At 37.5% G+C, this 20,351-nt stretch carries 23 protein-coding genes; 13 read left to right on the top strand and 10 right to left on the bottom strand.

What is annotated here, in order from left to right:
* Positions 1-9: 9 nt before the first annotated feature.
* Positions 10-1,668, top strand: coding sequence for an alpha,alpha-phosphotrehalase (treC, locus tag ACE1TG_RS08880; protein WP_375052020.1), 1,659 nt, complete (start codon positions 10-12; stop codon positions 1,666-1,668).
* Positions 1,669-1,680: 12 nt separating this feature from the next.
* Positions 1,681-2,391, top strand: a complete 711-nt coding sequence (treR, locus tag ACE1TG_RS08885; protein ID WP_375052021.1) for a trehalose operon repressor — start codon at positions 1,681-1,683, stop codon at positions 2,389-2,391.
* Between the two features lie 25 nt (positions 2,392-2,416).
* Here the strand turns inward: treR and ACE1TG_RS08890 are convergent, their stop codons facing one another.
* Positions 2,417-3,280: a manganese catalase gene (locus tag ACE1TG_RS08890; protein ID WP_375052022.1), complete on the bottom strand. Its 864-nt coding sequence runs from the start codon at positions 3,278-3,280 to the stop codon at positions 2,417-2,419.
* An 83-nt stretch (positions 3,281-3,363) separates the two neighbouring features.
* Between ACE1TG_RS08890 and ACE1TG_RS08895 the strand changes: the two genes are divergently transcribed.
* Positions 3,364-3,642 (top strand): YkvA family protein, encoded by a 279-nt coding sequence (locus tag ACE1TG_RS08895; protein ID WP_375052023.1) that lies wholly within the window; start codon positions 3,364-3,366, stop codon positions 3,640-3,642.
* 250 nt (positions 3,643-3,892) lie between these two features.
* Here ACE1TG_RS08895 and ACE1TG_RS08900 read toward each other — a convergent pair whose 3' ends face one another.
* From ACE1TG_RS08900 to ACE1TG_RS08915, 4 genes are all read right to left on the bottom strand, one after another.
* Positions 3,893-4,075 carry a hypothetical protein gene (locus ACE1TG_RS08900; protein WP_375052024.1) on the bottom strand — a complete coding sequence of 61 codons (183 nt, stop codon included), beginning with the start codon at positions 4,073-4,075 and terminating at the stop codon, positions 3,893-3,895.
* A gap of 120 nt (positions 4,076-4,195) precedes the next feature.
* A complete protein-coding gene (locus tag ACE1TG_RS08905; protein WP_375052025.1) occupies positions 4,196-5,161 on the bottom strand; it encodes an ABC transporter permease in 966 nt (321 codons plus the stop codon).
* Positions 5,154-6,074: an ABC transporter ATP-binding protein gene (locus ACE1TG_RS08910; RefSeq protein ID WP_375052026.1), complete on the bottom strand. Its 921-nt coding sequence runs from the start codon at positions 6,072-6,074 to the stop codon at positions 5,154-5,156. The genes ACE1TG_RS08905 and ACE1TG_RS08910 overlap by 8 nt, the downstream gene beginning before the upstream one ends.
* Positions 6,075-6,228: 154 nt before the next feature.
* Positions 6,229-6,387 (bottom strand): YfhE family protein, encoded by a 159-nt coding sequence (locus ACE1TG_RS08915; protein WP_375052027.1) that lies wholly within the window; start codon positions 6,385-6,387, stop codon positions 6,229-6,231.
* 252 nt (positions 6,388-6,639) lie between these two features.
* Here ACE1TG_RS08915 and ACE1TG_RS08920 point away from each other — a divergent pair, with 252 nt between their 5' ends.
* Positions 6,640-7,788, top strand: a complete 1,149-nt coding sequence (locus tag ACE1TG_RS08920; RefSeq protein ID WP_375052029.1) for a thiolase family protein — start codon at positions 6,640-6,642, stop codon at positions 7,786-7,788.
* A 111-nt stretch (positions 7,789-7,899) separates the two neighbouring features.
* A complete protein-coding gene (locus ACE1TG_RS08925; protein WP_375052030.1) occupies positions 7,900-9,078 on the top strand; it encodes a CapA family protein in 1,179 nt (392 codons plus the stop codon).
* Between the two features lie 21 nt (positions 9,079-9,099).
* On the opposite strand, the gene ACE1TG_RS08930 is transcribed toward ACE1TG_RS08925, so the two are convergent.
* Both ACE1TG_RS08930 and ACE1TG_RS08935 read right to left on the bottom strand, forming a co-directional pair.
* On the bottom strand, positions 9,100-9,801 hold the full coding sequence (locus ACE1TG_RS08930) for a DUF1129 family protein (protein WP_375052031.1): 702 nt from the start codon (positions 9,799-9,801) through the stop codon (positions 9,100-9,102).
* A gap of 1 nt (position 9,802) precedes the next feature.
* A complete protein-coding gene (locus ACE1TG_RS08935) occupies positions 9,803-10,132 on the bottom strand; it encodes a PadR family transcriptional regulator (protein ID WP_375052032.1) in 330 nt (109 codons plus the stop codon).
* Positions 10,133-10,303: 171 nt separating this feature from the next.
* Here ACE1TG_RS08935 and ACE1TG_RS08940 point away from each other — a divergent pair, with 171 nt between their 5' ends.
* From ACE1TG_RS08940 to ACE1TG_RS08950, 3 genes are all read left to right on the top strand, one after another.
* Positions 10,304-11,119, top strand: coding sequence for a DUF368 domain-containing protein (locus ACE1TG_RS08940; protein ID WP_375052033.1), 816 nt, complete (start codon positions 10,304-10,306; stop codon positions 11,117-11,119).
* A gap of 71 nt (positions 11,120-11,190) precedes the next feature.
* The gene (locus tag ACE1TG_RS08945; protein ID WP_209482136.1) at positions 11,191-11,511 is read left to right on the top strand and encodes a thioredoxin family protein; all 321 of its coding nucleotides are present in this window, start codon (positions 11,191-11,193) and stop codon (positions 11,509-11,511) included.
* A 381-nt stretch (positions 11,512-11,892) separates the two neighbouring features.
* Positions 11,893-12,141, top strand: a complete 249-nt coding sequence (locus ACE1TG_RS08950) for a hypothetical protein (RefSeq protein ID WP_375052034.1) — start codon at positions 11,893-11,895, stop codon at positions 12,139-12,141.
* A gap of 23 nt (positions 12,142-12,164) precedes the next feature.
* Here the strand turns inward: ACE1TG_RS08950 and ACE1TG_RS08955 are convergent, their stop codons facing one another.
* From ACE1TG_RS08955 to ACE1TG_RS08965, 3 genes are all read right to left on the bottom strand, one after another.
* The gene (locus ACE1TG_RS08955; RefSeq protein ID WP_375052035.1) at positions 12,165-14,246 is read right to left on the bottom strand and encodes a heavy metal translocating P-type ATPase; all 2,082 of its coding nucleotides are present in this window, start codon (positions 14,244-14,246) and stop codon (positions 12,165-12,167) included.
* A complete protein-coding gene (locus ACE1TG_RS08960; RefSeq protein ID WP_375052036.1) occupies positions 14,236-14,604 on the bottom strand; it encodes an ArsR/SmtB family transcription factor in 369 nt (122 codons plus the stop codon). The genes ACE1TG_RS08955 and ACE1TG_RS08960 overlap by 11 nt, the downstream gene beginning before the upstream one ends.
* Positions 14,605-14,680: 76 nt before the next feature.
* Entirely contained in the window at positions 14,681-15,292 is a 612-nt protein-coding gene (locus tag ACE1TG_RS08965; RefSeq protein WP_375052037.1) for a VOC family protein, read from the bottom strand.
* Positions 15,293-15,383: 91 nt separating this feature from the next.
* Between ACE1TG_RS08965 and ACE1TG_RS08970 the strand changes: the two genes are divergently transcribed.
* The 5 genes from ACE1TG_RS08970 (at position 15,384) to ACE1TG_RS08990 (ending at position 20,295) form a co-directional block, all read left to right on the top strand.
* The gene (locus ACE1TG_RS08970) at positions 15,384-15,947 is read left to right on the top strand and encodes a GNAT family N-acetyltransferase (RefSeq protein WP_375052038.1); all 564 of its coding nucleotides are present in this window, start codon (positions 15,384-15,386) and stop codon (positions 15,945-15,947) included.
* Between the two features lie 122 nt (positions 15,948-16,069).
* The gene (locus ACE1TG_RS08975) at positions 16,070-16,762 is read left to right on the top strand and encodes a response regulator transcription factor (protein WP_375052039.1); all 693 of its coding nucleotides are present in this window, start codon (positions 16,070-16,072) and stop codon (positions 16,760-16,762) included.
* Positions 16,763-16,800: 38 nt separating this feature from the next.
* On the top strand, positions 16,801-18,105 hold the full coding sequence (locus ACE1TG_RS08980; RefSeq protein ID WP_375052040.1) for a HAMP domain-containing sensor histidine kinase: 1,305 nt from the start codon (positions 16,801-16,803) through the stop codon (positions 18,103-18,105).
* Between the two features lie 97 nt (positions 18,106-18,202).
* Positions 18,203-18,994: a PepSY domain-containing protein gene (locus tag ACE1TG_RS08985; RefSeq protein ID WP_375052041.1), complete on the top strand. Its 792-nt coding sequence runs from the start codon at positions 18,203-18,205 to the stop codon at positions 18,992-18,994.
* A 323-nt stretch (positions 18,995-19,317) separates the two neighbouring features.
* Positions 19,318-20,295 (top strand): nuclease-related domain-containing protein, encoded by a 978-nt coding sequence (locus ACE1TG_RS08990; protein WP_375052042.1) that lies wholly within the window; start codon positions 19,318-19,320, stop codon positions 20,293-20,295.
* Positions 20,296-20,351: the final 56 nt, after the last annotated feature.

Consider the following 20,351-nt stretch of genomic DNA (forward strand, 5'->3'; position numbering starts at 1 on the left):
GTGTTAGCAATGAATGAAGCATGGTGGCAAAAAGCTGTTGTTTATCAGATATATCCTAAGAGTTTCCATGATACAACAGGCAATGGTGTAGGTGATATTCAAGGGATTATCAAGAAGCTTGATTATATTAAAAAAATAGGTGTCGACGTTATTTGGTTGACACCTGTTTATCAATCACCGCAAAAAGATAATGGATATGATATTAGTGATTATTATTCCATTGAACCAACGTATGGTACGATGGAAGACTTTGAAGAATTACTGACTGAAACACATAAGCGGGATATGAAGCTTATTATGGATCTCGTTATCAATCATACCTCAACTGAACACGAATGGTTTGAAAAGGCATCGGAATCCAAAGAAAATGAGTTTCGTGATTTTTACATTTGGAAGGATGCCGAAGATGGTGATGTACCAAATAATTGGCAATCAAAATTCGGTGGTTCAGCATGGGAATTCGATGAAAATACAAACCAATATTACTTGCATTTATTTGATAAAACACAAGCAGACCTAAACTGGGAAAATGACCAACTCAGAGAAGAGTTATATGAAATGATGCGATTCTGGGCTAGAAAAGGAATTGATGGATTTCGCCTGGATGTTATTAATCTAATTTCGAAGGATCAGCATTTTCCAAACGATAATTCAGGAGATGGGAGAAGATTCTATACAGATGGACCTCGGATTCATGAATACTTACACGAGATGAATCAGGCTGTTTTTTCACCACATAGCATGATGACTGTGGGCGAAATGTCCTCTACAACACTGGACAACTGTGTGCTCTATACACGCCCTGAACGGCATGAACTTGATATGACATTCCAATTTCATCATTTAAAGGTCGATTATCCTGGTGGTGAAAAATGGACAAAAGCACCATTTGATTTCCAAGAATTAAAGGAAATTTTATCAAAATGGCAAGTCGGTATGCATGAAGGTGGTGGCTGGAATGCATTGTTCTGGTGCAACCATGACCAGCCACGCGTTGTTTCGCGCTTCGGTAATGACGGAAAATACCACAACGAATCAGCCAAAATGCTTGCAACAACTTTGCATATGATGAAAGGAACTCCCTATATTTATCAGGGTGAAGAAATCGGGATGACTAATCCTAACTTTACACAAATTGGTGACTATCGTGATGTGGAATCACTAAACGCTTATGAATCATTACTTCGTTCGGGGAAAACTGAGGATGAAGTGTTGGCTATTCTTCAGCAAAAGTCACGTGATAACGCCAGAACACCAATGCAATGGTCTGCAGGCGATCATGCTGGTTTCTCTTCCACTACCCCGTGGATTCCAGTTGCAGACAACTATAAAGAAGTAAATGCGGAAAAGGCTTTAAGTAATCCCAGTTCAATCTTTTCACACTATCAGCAGTTGGTAGATTTACGTAAAAAATATGATATCATAACATATGGTGACTACCAGTTATTACTTAAAGATGATGATCGTGTATTTGCGTATAAACGCAATTGGAACAATGAAACATTGCTGGTTGTTAGCAATTTTTATGAAAAAGAAGTAATTGCACATATAGACTTAGAAGAATATACGGATATAAATATGTTACTCTCGAATTATCCGGACACTGATCAAACGTTTGATCAATTTATATTAAGACCATATGAGTCAGTTGTGTATTATTTGAAATAATGGGGTAGATCAATGCAAAAGTATTTAACGATATATCATGAACTCGTGAAAAAAATCCAGTCAAATCAATGGCCAGAATCAACAAAGCTACCATCTGAAAACGAACTTACAGAGATATACTCCACCTCTCGGGAAACAATCCGAAAGGCACTGAACCAATTGGCTCAAGATGGGTATATTCAAAAGATTCGTGGTAAAGGATCTGTGGTAATTGATACAAATAAGTTTGACTTTCCAGTCTCAGGGATTGTTAGTTTTAAAGAACTGGTAACAAATTTGCAATTGCCAGCCAATACGAATGTTAATGAACTTTCAATCATCGAAGCTGACCAGGAATTACAATCAAAGCTTAATATAAATCTTCGTGATTCTGTATGGAAGGTAGTTAGAGCAAGAGAGATTTCAGGTGAAAAGGTAATTTTAGATAAAGATTATTTTAATAAGGATTATGTTTCTGAATTAACAAGGGAAATATGTGAGGATTCAATTTATGATTACTTGGAGAATCAGCTTGAATTGAAAATAAGCTTTGCCAGAAAGGAAATTGTTGTAGAAGAGCCTTCTTTAGAAGACCGAGCTCTACTGGATCTTAAAGGTTATTCTAATGTTGTGGTAATTAAAAGTATGGTATATCTGGAGGATACCAGTTTATTTCAATATACCGAATCACGACACCGTCCGGATAAATTCCGATTTGTTGATTTTGCCAGACGTATAAAATAATAAAGCTAACTCCTTTCCTCAGGAGTTAGCTTTTTTCAAATGTTGAACTATTGGTATTTGGTGGAAGGTTCCCTGTTGGAGGTGTACCGTGAATGTATGCTGGTGATGGTTTAAGAAATGGCACTTGACCCATAGCCTCAGGGTTCGCTACATATTCAAAGGTGCCCTGTCCATCATAGGAAGGTCCGTTTGCCCATCTCCCCTGTGCACTCTCTTCTCCCTTGGAAAAATTCATGAATGAATAGGAAACTTGTTGTTTTTCGTTTTCCTGTGGAAATGTGCTAGGAACAATTGCCTTTTGATTTTGTTCCAGTTCTTCAATGGCCGCCATCCACTGATTTTGGTGCATGGTGTCTCGTGCAATCAGGAATGAAAGCATGTCTCTGACACCTGGGTCTGTTGTTGACTCATATAGACGTACAACCTGTAATCTTCCTTGTGATTCAGCATTTAAATTGGCTCGAAAATCAGCCAATAAATTACCGCTTGAAATTGTATAGCGGGAATTCCAAGGATAACCGGCACTGTCAGTTGGCGTAGCGCCTAATCCAGAAACAATAATATGCTGAGGATTCATTCCTCCTAGTGCTGCTTCTACAACTGGATCTTTTGCTGCTTCATCTTGATCCTTCGCTGGAGCACCGTCAAGTAATTGCGCAATCATTGTTGTTAACATTTCCACGTGAGCAATTTCTTCGGTACCAATATCCAGCAGCATGTCACGATATTTTTGGTCCCCTCGGCAATTCCAGCCTTGGAATAGGTATTGCATCATTACTGTAATTTCCCCGTATTGACCACCTAATACTTCTTGCAGCTTCTTGGCATATACGGGATCTGGCTTTGAAGGTCTTGCGTTATATTGCAATTCTTTAATATGATGAAACACACAGATTCCTCCTTTTTATGATAAGCTACTTTTATAGCTTGTCTAATTGTCCTGTAACTATGCGGAGAAAGCAGGTGCATTAAATGAAAATATTCTTGAAGCGAATTCGTTTCTTATTTAAGTTTCATAAATCTATTCCATTTTTAAAGGATTTCTTTATATCGAAGGAAATTAAATCCGTTACTAAATTGATCTATGCTCTATTAATCTTTGGTTATATTGCTATTCCATTTGATATTATTCCGGATTTTTTATTTATATTTGGGATTGTTGATGATGTAACAATTGCAATATTCCTTCTAGAGCGAATGGTTAAGTCTGCTCCTCAATCATTAAAAGAAAAACATGAATTAATTGATTAAAATAAGGTTGTTTTTAGTACTATGACACCGCTGTGATAATACACTACGCGCACCTAGGGCAACGCTTCAGATTCCTCGAAAGCAAAAGCCGCTTCATGCGGGTCAGAGAGCCTCACTGAATACAACGGCTTTAGTTTATGTCACAGTGTATATCAACTAAGACCCATTGCTTGGGAAAGGCGACAAAATTTTGGATAGCGCAGTAAAAATAAGAAGCCGGAATGCAATTATGCATTTGCATTCCGGCTTCTTATGATCGTTTTTCGTCTTTTTCATCATTAGGAATATACTTTGTGTAGTATGCTGCAAATATCAAACTGATGAACGATAATCCCCAGGCAGCGATTCCACTCCACTGCAAGTTTATTCGCAAACCTACAAATAGTATGATAGCACTCAGGATGAGAAAAAAGGTTGATAAATAACGCTTCACTAATAACACCCCAATTAGTAAGATACCTGATAATTTACTATATGAAAATTTTTAATCGCTAGTTAATAATATGCCTTTCATACTATTTATAACATAAATTCAGGCAACTTTTGAAGAATTCTACTGTCCAGCTACATCCCTTTTTGTAAAAAATACCCATGATAATACGAGGAAGATCACATAATATACTACCAATACGGTTATGGAGAATCCTAGACTCATCCCTTCAAGTGCCGTTGCACCATTAGCATATTGACTCAAGTCCGTATTCGCGAACAGGATAAATTTAGCCCAACTATAGTCTGCAAAAAAGCCGACAATCGCATTACCAGCAAGCATGAGAAATATAGCTATTCCGATTGCGAGTGAACTTTGACGGAAAATCGCCGAAATCATGAATGCGAATGTTGCCATCATTACAAGCATTACGAGCTGGAATCCATACCCTTCAAGAATTTGCTGAATAACAGATACGTAAGCATAGCCTTCACTTTGGTTAATCACAATATGCGGATCCATTCCGTTTATTCCAAAAAATAGAATGCCAACCACCCAAGAGAATACTAAAACATACAAAAGTGTAAATAAGGCAAATAACAGTACGGAAACATATTTTGATAATAAAATCTTTGTTCGTGTAATCGGTCTTATTAGCAACAGTTTAATGGTTCCCCATTTGAATTCATTAGCGATTATTCCTGCTGCAACTATTATGGTAAAAAGACTTACTAGGTATAGTAAAAATTCATTTTCCATCACAAATTGCCATGCATCATAGCTACTGGGCTGGATGTCGTTTTCAAGATAGTAATTATTCTTTTCAATTTGACGTGTATTGAATCCTTGCATCATCTCTTCTTTTTCCATTTCTTTCTTCAAGTCTTCATTTTCCTGCTGTAGTGTTTGCTTCCAGTTATTATCCTGATACTTCTCATTTGACCCCGGAGCGTCGATACTTTGTGTGAAATTAACAAGAAAAGCTAATCCAAGTATAATGACAGATACGAGTATGTACATTACCCACGTTGACTTGCGTATGTATAACTTAAGCTGTTCATTAATTAAAAGCTGAAAAAAATTACTCAATTGTATTCTCTCCAATCAAATCAAAGAATTTATCCTCTAATGTTGTTTTCGTTAAAGCTACCTGGTATATGAGTACGTCATTATTTACCAGTGTTTCAATAATTGCTGGTATCGTATCACGCTCACTCTGTAAAGTTATAGTGCCGTTTTCTGCCGTTGCACCGATATCATGTTTGGATTTTAAGAGTTGAATTGCATCCTCCACAGGTGTTACTTCCATTTGGACTTGTGTGGCACTATCCTGGTCAGTTGCTGCGTTAACATCCTGTGTCGCTACAAGTTCACCATTTTTGATAAGTCCTATGCGATCACACATTAGCTCGATTTCCGATAATAAGTGACTTGAAATAATCACAGCAACATCTTCTTCACTAGCTAATGCTCTTATATATTTACGAATTTCGCGAATACCTGCAGGATCCAATCCATTGGTAGGCTCGTCCAGAATGAGGACTGACGGTTTATGTAAGAGGGCTTGAGCTATGCCCAATCGCTGCCGCATCCCCAGTGAGTATTTTTTTACCTTTTCATTAATTGGTTTTTCTAAGCCAACCAGTTTAATAACTTCATGAATGCGTTCCTTTGTAACCCCTGGAATCATGCGGGAAAAATGCATCAGATTCTGCCATCCGCTCATGAATGGGTACATTTCAGGATTTTCGACAATCGCACCAACTTCACGTACGGCTTCCTTATAATCCGTCTTGATGCTATTACCCAGTATACGGACATCACCTTCCGTAATTTGCATTAGACCAACCATCATTCGAATTGTGGTTGTTTTACCGGCACCATTAGGACCGATGAATCCAAACACTTCTCCTTTATTTATGGAAAAGGAAAGTCCTTTAATAATTTCTTTATTGCCTAGCGATTTCTTAACATTAATTAATTCCATGGCTGCTTCTGACATGTATAAATCCTCCTATTTCCTAATGCTATACGTAAGTACGGAATTAACCTTTAAAATGTTTCATTAAAGATACAAATTTTAGGGCAAAAAGTTTTATAAATAAAAAAGGTACTCCATACGAGATATTGCGTACAGAGTACCTGGGATAGTGTGGTTATTTAATTAATTCAGGATTTTCTCCTTTTGCCTCTTTAACCCGGGAACGCCGATATCCAGCAGCGATGTCTGCTTTTTTAAATTCTTTCGAATAATGGACTTCCTGAGCATCGGGCAACTGCTTGTTTTTAGTTGGCTGATATTGAGATTTTCTCATAATAGACTTCCTTTCTAAAAATAGATTATCAGTCTATTATTTATGTTCCCGTCTTATATAGATTTAAACATAGAATTATATTCTTCACTTAAATAATCGTTTCCCAATGATAAAAAGTGGCAACTTTTAAAAATAAATTTTGTTCTGCCACCTTTTCGGTGTGATGTTCGATTGTATTAGTAGAAACTACCTTTTATTTTCAAAAAAATCAGATATAATGGAAGTAACTATTTAAGTAAGAGGGGTATCGTTATGCGAGATGTTGTTATTGTGGAAGGTTGCCGTACAGCAATAGGCAGAAGAAAAGGTATGTATGCCAATTATCGATCAGATGAATTGGCCGCAGTTGTATTGGAAGAATTGGTTCAACGCTCGAATATTAATAAGGCTGACGTTGAGGATGTTATCTTAGGTTGCGTAACACAAGTCAATGAGCAAGGTGGAAATATTGCAAGGACTGCAGCTTTAATTGCTGGTTTTCCATCGCATGTACCTGGCGTAACAATAGATCGGCAGTGTGGTTCAAGTCAGCAAGCCGTACACTTTGGTGCGCAGGCTATTGCATCTGGAGACATGGATATTATGATTGCGGGTGGCGTTGAAAGCATGACGCGCGCACCAATGTTTTCCAATATGCAGGGTACAAAGCCAAGTGAAAAATTAACAGCACAATATGAAATTGTTAATCAAGGAATTTCGGCAGAAAAAATTGCTGATAAGTGGAAGTTTACGAGAGAACAATTAGATCAATACTCTTTGCAAAGTCACAAGCGTGCATTAGCAGTGATTGAAAAGGGTAATTTTGATCAGGAAATTGTACCGGTTGAAACAGAAAATGAGAGTGGACAGCCGGAACTAGTAAAAACCGATGAGGGACCAAGAGCTAATACAACTTTAGAGGCATTAGCTGAGCTTGAGACAGTCTTTAAAGAGGACGGTAAAATAACAGCTGGGAATGCAAGTCAAATGAGTGATGGGGCAAGTGCCGTACTATTAATGTCCAGCGAAAAGGCAGAGGAACTTGGTTTAAAACCAAAGGCAAGAATAGTAGCTCGAACTGTTGTTGGTTCAGATCCTACTCTTATGCTGACAGGACCAATTGAAGCAACTAGAAGGGCACTGAAAAAGGCTAACCTTACAATTGAACAAATTGATCGTTATGAAGTTAATGAAGCATTTGCTCCTGTACCGTTAGCTTGGCTGAATGATATTAAGGGAGATCCAGATAAACTGAATGTGAATGGCGGCGCAATTGCACTTGGTCATCCGCTGGGAGCTACAGGGACAAAGCTGCTTGTTTCACTGGTTAATGAACTGGAACGTACGGAAGGAAAGTATGGTTTACTGGCGATTTGTGAAGGTATGGGGATGGCGAATGCGACGATCATTGAACGACTTTAATGTTTGTATCTTATGAGGAAGTTGCTACAGGTACGTGTAAATATGGGAAGAGATTCGTTTAATATAGGAAATATGTTATATTAGGGTAAAAGTGCTAAGGAGTAAGAGTCTATGAAATGGGGTAAATTAGTTTGGGTTCTGTTGGCATTATTATTAGCTGTTATAATTACAGCTTGCTCAGACAAGGAACCTGAGAAAACCGCTGAACTAGAAAATGAAGAAACCACAGAACCCAAGGAACCAGCAGAACCAAAAGAACCGAAAGAACCAGAGGTAGTCCATCAGGAAATTACTCTTTCTGCAATTGGCGATATGTTAATACATAGTTCTGTATATAAGGATGCCCAAACGGCCAATGGTTACGATTTTATGCCAATGCTTGAGCGAGTTAAACCATTCTTAAATGACACAACTATTACATTCGCCAACCAGGAGACGATGATCGGTGGTAAGCAATTAGGTTTATCTACTTACCCGAGATTTAACAGCCCTTATGCAGTAGGTGATGCACTGAAGAATTTGGGTGTGGATGTCGTTTCGTTAGCAAATAATCATACGTTGGATGGCGGGGAAGAAGCAATTCAAAGTGCTATCGAACATTGGGAAAACATTGATATGATGTATACTGGCGCCTATAAAAGTGAAGCAGATAGTGATAAACTCCGGGTATATGAAACGGATGAAGGTATCTCTGTTGCATTTTTAGCTTACACATATGGCACAAATGGGCTTCCGGTGCCAGAAGGTAAGGATTATTTAGTTAATTTAATTGATAAAGAACTAATGGCGAGCAGGATCCAGGAGGCAAAGAAACAAGCAGATGCTGTGGTGTTGAGTATGCATTTTGGTAATCAATATGAGCGGTTACCGAGTGATAGACAAAAAGAACTCGTCCAATTTGCTGCAGATAGTGGCGTAGATGTTGTTCTTGGCCACCATCCACATGTGCTACAGCCGATTGATTGGGTAGAGGGTTCAAACGGAAACAAAACACTAGTCGCATACTCGTTAGGAAATTTTTTATCAGGTCAGGATGAATTCTACCGACGAATTGGCGGTATTTTTAAATTTACTATTCATAAAACAATTAAAGGTGAAACAGAAACAGTTGAGGTAAAATCACCTAAATTGATGCCGACCTTTGTAAAGTATAGCAACTGGGCGAATTATCAGGTTGCCCCGATGTACCAGCTAACAAATGAAGAGCTTGCAAATGCTGAAAAACACTACCAGGAAATAAAAGACCATATGTCTCAGTGGGTCCCAGAGCTTGAGTTTATTGAGGAATAGCAACAACTTTACTGCTATTCCTTATTTCAATTGGATGGAATGTTTTTTTCGTTCAATTAAGAAAGATACAAGATAAAGAAAAACGCCTAGACCAGCAAGGTATATCGTTGGAATACTAACCGTAGTTCCAAAGTCAGGCATCAAATATATAACAAGGACAAATAGTCCAATTGAAAAGGTGCTAAATGCCCAAACCTGTAAGAATTCTACCCACTTTTTCTGCTTTTTGTCCTTTTTAAATACAGTAGTTTTTAACCACTTAAAAATTATTATAATGAATAAAAAAGCGATTAGTACATCGATAATGAGAATTGCAATACCAGATCCTATCGAAAAGGTTATATTGGCAGAACCGAGATCAAAGAAATAATGAAGCCCAAATCCAATTATTCCGTGCGTAAGGCTAATAATTGCCAGAAACTGCAGTATAATTGAACTTATAAATAAAATTTGACGCTTACGATTTTCAACAGGAATTTCCCCAATAATTTCTTTACAATATGCTTTTGGATCCTTGCCAAAAACTTCTTCAGCAGTTCGTCCTTCTTCCTGGGCCCCCAGAATGTGCTCCAGCAATTCAAGTAAAACCTCTTCTGTTTGCTGTTCAGATTTATTTGTGTTTAAGCGTATGTACACGAGCATATCTTCATAATACTTTAAATTTCCTTCATTTAATTGTTCCCGTTTTTCATTGTTCAACTCAATAATAGCCTTTGCATTCATACTAGATTTCTCCTTTCTCAATAATTTTATCTACTGGCTGTTTGATATTTTCCCAATGATGAACAAACTGTTTTAATGCTTCGTGTCCTTCTGTCGTTAAGTAATAATATTTACGCTTAGGTCCAGATTCAGATTTTTTCATTTCTCCCCTAACTAATTTTTCTTTTTGCAGACGTAACAAAATCGGATAGATGGAACCCTCGCTAACATCGGATAAACCAAATTCCTGTAATCTTATCGAGAGTTCATAGCCATATGTTGGCTGCCGATAAATAATAGAAAGGATGCAGCCTTCTAAAATACCTTTTAATAACTGGCTTCTTAAAGTCATGTTTTAACCCTACCTTGTAATGCAAGATACTAGTTCTTGAAAGAGCTACCTTGTATTACAAAGTAGCTATGAGGATAGTATATAAAATTTTTATGTGAATTGCAAACATAATTTGATATGATAACGGTATGCTTTTAGAAATGGAATTGTTACAAAGGGAGATCGTTACATATGGAATGGAAAAATATTTATCGAGGTATAATTATGGGGGCAAGTGATGTAATCCCAGGTGTAAGTGGGGGGACGATTGCTGTTTTACTTGGAATTTATGACCGGTTAATCGCCGCTATAAATGGATTCATCAGTAAGGATTGGAAAAAACAATTAGGCTTTCTGATACCACTTGGTATTGGAATAGTGGCAGCAGTTTTTTTATTAAGCCACCTTCTTGAGTGGTTATTTGAACATTACCCAGAACCAACGCAATTTCTTTTTTTAGGGCTAATTTTGGGAGTACTCCCATATTTATTCCATAAAGCAGATGCGAAAAATAAGTTTAAACCGAATCATCTGGTTTTACTTATTATCGGCGCTATTGTTGTTGGTTCGATGATTTTTCTGAATGCTGGAGAAAGTGCTGTAATTGAAGATAAGTCAATGTCAACATATGTGTTATTATTTTTCTCTGGCTTTATTGCAAGCAGTGCCATGGTCCTTCCAGGCATAAGTGGTTCATTTATGTTACTGATCATCGGTGTGTATCAGACAGTAATGACAGGGATAAGTAACTTCCAGCTTGATGTTATTGCTGTGACTGGTGTAGGAATCGTAATCGGTATTGTGGTAATGAGTAAGGTTGTTAACTTCTTTTTAAATAATTACTATACAGGAACATTTGCTATTATCATTGGTATGGTAATTGGTTCGATTTTTGTTGTCTTTCCAGGGTGGCCGGCAAGTAATATACTCATTCTATTAAGTGTAGCTACATTTGCATTAGGTCTCGCTATAGCTTATCTTCTTGGAAGAGTCGAATACAAGTCGTAAACAGATTAAGAGACATGCTATTACAAAATAGGTACAATAGAGATTAGAAAATCACAAAGGGGTGCTTATGAATGAAACATATAGATACAGAAGAAAAATTCAATGAGATAATTCAATCAGATAAGCCAGTTATTATAAAGTTTTTCGCTGATTGGTGTCCGGACTGTAAACGGATGGATATGTTTATTGGTGACGTTATGGAAGAATTCAATAATCATGAATGGTATCAAATCAATAGTGATGAAGTTGAGGGAATTGCACAAAAATACGAGGTTATGGGAATTCCGAGCATGTTAATTTTCCAAAATGGTGAAAAATTGGCGCATCAGCATAGTGCTGACACGAAATCACCCGAATCCGTAAGTTCATTTCTGCATCAGCAATTAGTATAAAATCTAAGTATAATCACTCTCTATTTGAGGGTGGTTATTTTTTTGCAATTAGGTAGATATAAATACATCGCTCCGAAAATACACTTCGCGTACCAAGGGCGGCTGGTGAGCCCCCTCGTACTATCGCACTGCGGGGTCTCTCCGATGCCTTTCCTCCCACAGGAGTCTCCGTGTATTTCCTTCGCTGGATCATGCTCACTTTATCCTGAAAATTAGCAGATATACATTCAACAAGCAGTTGGAGTATGCGAGTTTCCTTTGGGGCAGTAATACTAGGAGGAGACCACTGTGACGGGTTTATTCCAGCTGCGTCATCAGAGAGCCAGACTAAATACTACAAATCAGTTACCTTAGCTTGTGTCACCGGTGGATAAAGTTTTAGTGATAAATAATATCACATTTTGGTGTGAACCAGTAACTACATTAAAAAACATTCGCAGCCAAATGAATGATGGAGGAAAAATCGCCTTAACGATCCAGCCCCACGAGAAAGGTGCAACAGATGAAACAAGTGAAATAATTGGTGGTCAGTTATCGGCATTGCTGGATCAATCGGGGTTTACTTCCATCGAGATTTTTATCAAACCAACAAAGCCAAATGACACTGTGTGTGCATTAGGAATTAAATAAGATGATCATTCGCTGTGGAATGATCATCTTATTTTTAGTAATCGCAATGCATTCAGTGTTACAAGCAGGGTTGCCCCCATGTCGGCAAAAATTGCAATCCAAAGTGTCAGCCATCCAGGGATGACGAGTAGTAAAGCAAGCACTTTGATGCCGATAGCAAAGGAAACATTTTGTTTAATAATTGACAATGTTCTCCGGCTTAATTTCACTGTAAAAGGGAGTTTTTCCAGATCATCGCCCATTAAAGCAATGTCAGCTGTTTCGAGTGCACTATCTGTTCCGGCAGAACCCATTGCTATTCCAACTGTTGATGCAGCAAGTGCTGGTGTATCGTTAATTCCGTCACCTATCATCGCGATATTGCCGTTGTTATTTTGATGTTTTTTTATAAAGTCTAATTTGTCTTTGGGCAATAAACCTGCTTTAACATCGGTGATTTCAAGGTCTTCTTTTAACGCAGCAGCTGTTTGAGCATGATCACCGGTAAGCATGTACGTATGGTTGATTCCTAATTTGTGTAGCTGTTTAATAATTTGTTTACTTTCTTTCCTTGGTTCGTCGCGAAGTGCAATAGCTATTAATATTTCCTCATTAGTTCCACATAACATTACGGTTTTTCCGGATTCCTGGTAGTTTTTCATTTCTTCTTTTGGTAATTGATCAAAGAGGTTGGGTGATCCTGCATAAATTATTTCACCATTGATTTCTCCTTGTATCCCTTTACCTTGTATTGTTGTGAAATGCTGTACGTCAACTTTTGAAATGTTAACTTTTTCGTCAGTGATATAGTCCACAATTGCTTTTGCTAATGGGTGGTTTGATTTGGTTTCCAATGCATTCAGGTAGTTTATTGCTTTTTCACGGTCATCCGTAAAATAGTGAACATCGGTAACTTTTGGGGTTCCGTTTGTTAAAGTACCTGTTTTATCAAAGGCAATTGATTTAAGTCGCCCCATTTCTTCAAGGTAGATTCCACCTTTGATAAGAACTCCATTTCGTGCAGCATTTCCGATTGCTGTAACGATTGCGACCGGAGTGGAGATAACCAATGCACACGGGCAGCCTACAACTAATACGGCAAGACCTTGATAGATCCATATGCTCCATGCACCTCCAAAAAGAGGAGGGATAACTGCTACCAGAATAGCAATCGCAATAATGGCAGGTGTGTAATATGCAGCGAACCGATCAACAAATGCTTGTGACGGTGCGCGTTCACCTTGTGCTTCTTCTACCAGATGAACAATTTTTGCAATGGTTGTATCTTCTGCTTTTTTCGTGACTTCAATTTCCAGATAACCATCCTGATTAATCGTACCAGCAAATACCTCGTCATTCTGGGCTTTTTCAACTGGAATGGATTCACCGGTAATTGACGCCTGATTAATGGCAGAAAATCCGTCAATAACTCTTCCATCCATGGCTATTCGTTCTCCAGGTTTAACGACCATAAGATCGCCAATTACGATATCTTCAATCGCTATTGTCTGTTCCGTCCCATTTCGCCTGATCAGTGCTTTTTTAGGGGAAATCTTCATCAGTGAATGAATAGAGGCACGTGCCTTATCCATCGAATAGGATTCAAGTGCTTCACTGATAGCAAATAAAATAACTACAATTGCTGCTTCCCGCCATTCACCAATAAGGATTGCACCAATCACGGCAATGGTCATAAGTGTCTTCATATCAAAGCGAAGTCTTGTCAGGTTTAGTATTCCAGCTTTAAAAAGCGTTAATCCCCCGACGAGAGCTGCTAATCCAAAAAGGATGGTAGACAGGTAATGTGAACTTCCAAAAGTGAAAGTTACTGCAAATCCCAGGACGACTAACAAGGCTGAAAATATAATTCTATCGTAACGGACCCAGAATGGCTCTTCAGGTTGTTTGGCACTTTCATTGTCCGTTACAACCTTTATATTCTCGAAAGAACCGGCCTTTTCAATTTCTGATATAGAAGCCGTTCCGTCAATGTCAACTTTTGATGCAGCAAAATTAACATCGGCATTTTCGACACCGTTTATTCGTTTGATATTATTTTCAAATGTCTTGGCACAATTAGCACAGGACATTCCTTGTACTCGATAAGTTTGTTGATTAGACGGCATGATAGGAATCCTCCTTCATGTGGCTGAAGGCTTGTGAGATTAATTGTTTGATATGACTGTCATATAATGAATAATATACAAGCTTTCCATCTTTTCGGAAAGTCGCGATACCAGCTTTGTGCAGCTGGCGTACGTGGTGTGAAGTTGTTGCAGTTGTTGCACCAATAATATTGGCAATATCACAGACACATAATTCTTCTTCAATTAACAATGCATACGCTATTTGTAACCTGTTTTGATCTGCAAGCAGCTTGTAGATAGTTGTTACCTTTTCAAAGGGCTGTTGCTTTATTTGCTGTTTTACACGGTCAACTTTGTCTTCATGTATACAAGTCACTTCACATGTATCTTTTGGCATTTACTACACCTCATTCAAATGAGTATTTGATTATAGTATAGTCAAATAGTGGTTTGAATGTCAATGGGCATCGTCATTAATTAATGGAAAATGCTAATTTATCTGAAATGCTTAATTTGGCATTAGCCAGTTGCAGGTCTGTTTGGTAAATATCCTTAAACTTCGTGAGATTATTAATATCAGCAAAAATGGTGTGAATCTGCTGTTCGTTTATTAAGCGGTTATCCTCTGGAACATTCTTAACATTACCCCACTCAATTAAAAAGGGGAGCTGTTCTGATACATCTTCAGGAAAAAGCATCCGCCATTCAAGCATCGAACCATTTGGTTTTTTTCTGTTTCCAGGGATGGGACCGGTAAATGGAATAGTAGACTTATAAAAATGATCAATATATTTATCCATGTTAACTGTCCGTAATGCATACTGGATAGGACCTTCCATATTATCATCTAGTGCATTGACAACTTGTTTAATAAGGGGATTCTCTGATTGGACCGCTATTTTTTTATCAAAAATACCAATCCATTCGATATAACTGTCATTACTGAAATAAGCCAAATAATTGTATGTTCCCCAGTTGGAGTGTTTACCCCCTTGTATAACAGTTACATTATGCTCTTTTCCAAATTTCGCCGCTGCTTGTGCAGGGTTGTCGGATACAATTACGATGTGGTCAATCGCTAACATTCTGTCGCCTCCCTAAAATAAATTGTTATCGCAATCTTAAAGCTAAAGCGCTATAATGAAAAGAAATTTATACGGAAAAGGAGAATACAGAATGCAGAAACCGATACTCAAAGATTTTCCAAATGAATTCTATACTAAGCGACTCTATGTGCGCCTGCCTAAACCGGGAGATGGCGAGTCAGTATATTTTGCTATTGAAGCAAGCAAGGAGGAGTTGAAAAAATGGCTCCCCTTTGCGCAAAAGAACCAAAGTCTGGAGGATGTGGAAGCAAACGTAAGGGAGTCATATATCAAGTTTCTAAAAAGAGAAGATATGAGAATGCATATTTTTGACCGAGAAACGGGAAACCTTATTGGCTGCACAGGATTGCACAGAATTGATTGGGAGGTACCAAAGTTTGAAATAGGCTATTGGATTGATTCGCGCAACAGCGGACATGGTTATATTACAGAAGCTGTCCAAGGAATAACAGATTACGCCTTTAGAGAACTCGAAGCTAATAGGGTCGAAATCCGGTGTGATGTGGAAAATAGCAGAAGTAAAGCAATACCTGAACGGCTTGGATATAAACTGGAAGGTATTTTGCAGAATGATGATGTTGCCGTTGATGGGGAAGGACTAAGGGACACCTGTATCTTTGCAAAGGTAAAATAAATATATTACTGAATTTCATGATTTAAAATGACGAATTCGTGTAAACACCGGTTCAACATCAATACTTTTTATACATATTTTGATATAGTACATAAAAAGGCACATATAAAGTAGGTGTATTTATGGGAAATCCAAACGTATTAATTGTTGAAGATGAACAGAAGTTGAGCAGGGTTTTGCAGCTTGAGCTCAATTATGAAAATTATACGACTGAGGTTGCCAATAATGGGAAACAGGCACTTGAATTATTGGAAAGTAAAAAATGGGACTTGGTGCTGCTTGATATCATGCTTCCGGAATTAAGTGGGATGGAAGTTTTAAGACGGTTCAGACGTAAGGATACCAATACTCCAATTATCCTGCTGACTGCCAGAGACCAGGTACACGATAAAGTAAGTGGACTGGACCTTGGAGCAAATGATTATGTAACAAAGCCGTTTCAGATTGAAGAACTGCTTGCTCGTATTCGCGTACATTTACGCACGCAAACAGCTGTGGTGAATAACGGTGATTATTTGACTGTCGGTGACTTGCAAGTAGATATAAACACACGTGAAGTTAAGCGGGAGTCACAGCAAATTGAACTTACGCCCAGAGAATTTGATTTGCTTATTTACCTGATGAAAAACAAAAATATTGTACTCACAAGAGACCAATTAATTGAGCATGTATGGGGATATGATTATTTTGGGGATACAAACGTTGTTGATGTTTATATTAGGTATTTGCGCCAAAAAATCGACAAAGGATTTGAGAAAACCTATATTAATACAGTCCGTGGTGTTGGATATACGATAAAGGAACATGTTCAATGAAACTATCCGCGAAGATTCGCTTGTTTTCAAGTCTATTTATGCTCGTACTAATATTGCTTGTTAACACATCAATTTACTTTTTGTTTAAGAATATATCGATCAATAGTGAAGTAAATGAACTTACCAGCCAAACGAACGAGATTGTAAAGACACTTAACTCAAATCCGGAGATTGCCAGAAGTGACTTATTAAGAGCCTATTTGCCAACAGATGGCATGATTCGTGTGATTGAAGAAGAAAATGATCGTCTTCTGCTGACGTTAACTAAAAAAGATAGCTTTACTGAATTGCCTGCATCGTTTGTTAAGACCGAGACAAATTCAATTATTCATTTAGATAATCAAGCCAATTTTGTAACCATTTCTAAACCAATTATATGGGAGAATGGTGAAATTGTAACGCTGCAGGTATATAAACAGCTTGTTGCACATACCGAAACAATGCAAACCTTATTTTACGTATTAATTGTAGCGTCAGCCATAATGCTTATTCCAACCATAATAGCTGGCGTGTTTTTAAGCAGGTTTATTTTAAATCCGATAAAGGCATTAACTGCTGCGATGAAAGAGAATATAACCAATACGAAATGGAAAAAAATCTATGTGGAAAACAGATCACGTGATGAACTTTATGAAATGGAAAATACCTTTAATACGATGATTGAGTATTTAAAGGATAATTTTGAAAAACAAGAGACATTTGTATCAGATGCTTCTCATGAGTTGAAAACACCGATATCAATCGTGAAGAGTTATGCAGAATTATTGGAAAGACGTGGACAGGGTAACCCAGAGCTTTTCAATGAGTCAATCCAGGCAATTGAATCTGAAGCGGATCGTATGCAAAAGCTGGTAGAACAAATGCTGTTGCTTGCAAGAAATCAGGAAAAAGACGCGCATGAACAAATAAACATAGTTGATATTTGTATGGAAACAGTAGATAAATTTACAGGTGCATATAACCGCGAAATTACTTTAGAAACAGCAAAAAATGTGCTTTATGTGAATGGAAGTCAAGACCAATTACAACAGGTTATTTATATATTAATTGATAATGCCTTAAAATATAGTGATGGGGCCGTTAAGTTAACAATACGGAAACAGAATACCCATGTTATGGTTAATGTCCAGGATTCTGGTCAAGGGATTCCAAACCAAGAGAAGGAAAAAATATTTGATCGATTTTACCGAATGGAAAAATCAAGAAACAGGGATTTAGGTGGTACTGGTCTTGGATTGTCCATTGCAAAAACCATTGTTGCGGCTCATGATGGAAGTTTACGTGTTACGAGTGAAGTTGGAGAAGGCTCTACCTTTACGATAAAGTTGCCAATTGTTAATTAAGATTAATGTTATTCTCATCAAATTCTAATCTTTTGCACAGTGTCCTTTCACTTGAAGTGGATATGATGTAATTAAGAATAAAGAGGAGGAGAATAAATTGAAAAAGAAAATTGGTATAGCATTAGCAGTTTTTATTGGTGCAACTGCGATGGGATTGGGTATCTATCATTCAGATGCCGCACAGGCTGAACCCAAATTATCAACAGATGAAATAAAACAATTGGTAAAGGACCAATATCCAGGAGAAATTACGGAGATGGAACTTGAAAAAAGCCGAAATCGGGCTGTATATGAAATAGAAATTCATGATGGCCAAAAAGAATATGAAATTAAAATGGACGGAAATACCGGTGAAGTTCTGAAACTAGAAAAGAAAATGGTTGCGAGTAATGGTAAACAATCGAATGAAGTAAAAAATAAAGATAATACAGATGATGACACTAATAAGGCTGCTAACAATAGCACTGATGATAAAAAAGCTGAAAAAGATGATAACAGCGATGATGAAAATAAAGATATAGCCATTAAGGAAAAAGATAATTCCATGAAAGATGATAAGAATAAAAGCAGTAAGACGGATGACGATAAATCAAAAGTCAATAAAGCTGTAATCGACATCGGTAAGGCAAGGGAAATCGCATCGAATGCATTTTCAGGAACCATTGTAAGTATCGAATTAGATGAAGATGATGGACGCCTGCTTTATGAATTGGAAATGGATACTAATAAAAGAGAAGCAGAAATTGAAATCGATGCCTATACTGGAGAGGTTCTGGTATTGGATATCGAAAGTAAAGATAACGATGATGACGCTAATGAGTCTAACGATGATGGTAGTGACGATGATAACGACACGGATGATAAAGATGATGATAAAGATGAGAACTAATCGCAAATTTGAAAGCTACCAGATTAGCATTTAATCTGGTAGCTTTTCTTTCTTAGTGCTTAGCGATGGGAAAAGAGGCTACCGAGTCAACCACGTCTAGCTTCAACGTGGAAGTAATTGACTCAAATATGTTGAAAAGCTAAAGATCTGGGTGAAGTGGCTAAAGTTTCCTCATTTTTGGCTAAAGATTTTATGAAAGTAGCTAAAGATTACTATAAAGTGGCTAAAGTCACAAATTCGCCACATATGATCAGTAATTTATGAAGGAAATAGGAGGCAAAGCATGAATATATTATAAAAACTATATAAAAGGAAGTGCTCCATTGATTCTTAAACCTCGAGATATCCCTATTGTTATACTAAAAACAGAAGCTCTTAGCAGGCGTTTGGCAGAGCATCATTTCAAAAAAAAGGAGGTAGAGAACCATGCAAAAAATCTCCGGGCAGGCTACAACGGCGAAAAAGCACTTGATTTCACGTTAAGTTTTCTACCAGAAGCACCTTATATAATCCTCCATAATCTACGTATCCATGACGGAAGTGGATTTTTCCAAATTGATACATTGATACTTTCACTACAATTCATCCTGATTACAGAAGTTAAAAATATATCTGGCACAGTTACGTATGATGAGTTTGGGCAAGCCATTCGTATCTCGAAGAAGGGTGAAGAGGAAAACCTTGGTAACCATATCGAACAAGTAAACCTTCAGCATTTCCGGCTTTTGCGTTGGATTAGAGAAAGTGGTTTTCCAGCTATTCCATTTGAGAAGCTCATCGCATACAGTAACCCCAGTACTATCATCAAAAATGTCACCAATAACAAAGCTGTTTCAGATACTGTCATTCACAAAGAAGAACTTCTCACAAAAATAGATGGTTATAGCACGAGTTATCAAACAGCGTGCTTAACTCATGGGCAGTTGAAAGAATTGTCTACTTTATTAATTGAAGCACATACACCAAATGAGAGTGATATTCTGAAAAAGTATCATGTTGAGAGAAATGATATTTTGCGGGGCGTTTTTTGTCCGGGGTGTAGGGCATTGCCAATGGTACGAATTTATGGAAAATGGAAATGTCCTCACTGTGGTGAAGTGTCTAAGTATGCACATATTGAAGCACTGAAGGATTATAATTTATTGATTAGTGATACGTTGAATAATTGGCAGGTAAGAGACTTTTTGCGGTTGGACTCCATACATATTGCTAAAAAGCTGTTACAAAAAGAACATCTGGAACAGGTTGGAAATACAAGCGCAAGAAAGTATAAACTACCATATATAATGGTGAAAAGCTAAAGAACTTGGTGAATTGGCTAAAGTTAACCTCATTCTAGCTGAAGATCTTGTGAAAA

This window comes from Virgibacillus sp. JSM 102003, assembly GCF_041949995.1.
Taxonomy (GTDB): Bacteria; Bacillota; Bacilli; order Bacillales; family Amphibacillaceae; genus Lentibacillus.

Bases quoted from the DNA above. Each gene is read 5' to 3' on its own strand.
- treC (WP_375052020.1), top strand. From the start codon at position 10: ATGAATGAAGCATGGTGGCAAAAAGCTGTTGTTTATCAGATATATCCT.
- treR (WP_375052021.1), top strand. From the start codon at position 1,681: ATGCAAAAGTATTTAACGATATATCATGAACTCGTGAAAAAAATCCAG.
- ACE1TG_RS08895 (WP_375052023.1), top strand. From the start codon at position 3,364: ATGAAAATATTCTTGAAGCGAATTCGTTTCTTATTTAAGTTTCATAAA.
- ACE1TG_RS08910 (WP_375052026.1), bottom strand. From the start codon at position 6,074: ATGTCAGAAGCAGCCATGGAATTAATTAATGTTAAGAAATCGCTAGGC.
- ACE1TG_RS08915 (WP_375052027.1), bottom strand. From the start codon at position 6,387: ATGAGAAAATCTCAATATCAGCCAACTAAAAACAAGCAGTTGCCCGAT.
- ACE1TG_RS08920 (WP_375052029.1), top strand. From the start codon at position 6,640: ATGCGAGATGTTGTTATTGTGGAAGGTTGCCGTACAGCAATAGGCAGA.
- ACE1TG_RS08925 (WP_375052030.1), top strand. From the start codon at position 7,900: ATGAAATGGGGTAAATTAGTTTGGGTTCTGTTGGCATTATTATTAGCT.
- ACE1TG_RS08930 (WP_375052031.1), bottom strand. From the start codon at position 9,801: ATGAATGCAAAGGCTATTATTGAGTTGAACAATGAAAAACGGGAACAA.
- ACE1TG_RS08935 (WP_375052032.1), bottom strand. From the start codon at position 10,132: ATGACTTTAAGAAGCCAGTTATTAAAAGGTATTTTAGAAGGCTGCATC.
- ACE1TG_RS08940 (WP_375052033.1), top strand. From the start codon at position 10,304: ATGGAATGGAAAAATATTTATCGAGGTATAATTATGGGGGCAAGTGAT.
- ACE1TG_RS08945 (WP_209482136.1), top strand. From the start codon at position 11,191: ATGAAACATATAGATACAGAAGAAAAATTCAATGAGATAATTCAATCA.
- ACE1TG_RS08955 (WP_375052035.1), bottom strand. From the start codon at position 14,246: ATGCCGTCTAATCAACAAACTTATCGAGTACAAGGAATGTCCTGTGCT.
- ACE1TG_RS08960 (WP_375052036.1), bottom strand. From the start codon at position 14,604: ATGCCAAAAGATACATGTGAAGTGACTTGTATACATGAAGACAAAGTT.
- ACE1TG_RS08965 (WP_375052037.1), bottom strand. From the start codon at position 15,292: ATGTTAGCGATTGACCACATCGTAATTGTATCCGACAACCCTGCACAA.
- ACE1TG_RS08970 (WP_375052038.1), top strand. From the start codon at position 15,384: ATGCAGAAACCGATACTCAAAGATTTTCCAAATGAATTCTATACTAAG.
- ACE1TG_RS08975 (WP_375052039.1), top strand. From the start codon at position 16,070: ATGGGAAATCCAAACGTATTAATTGTTGAAGATGAACAGAAGTTGAGC.
- ACE1TG_RS08980 (WP_375052040.1), top strand. From the start codon at position 16,801: ATGCTCGTACTAATATTGCTTGTTAACACATCAATTTACTTTTTGTTT.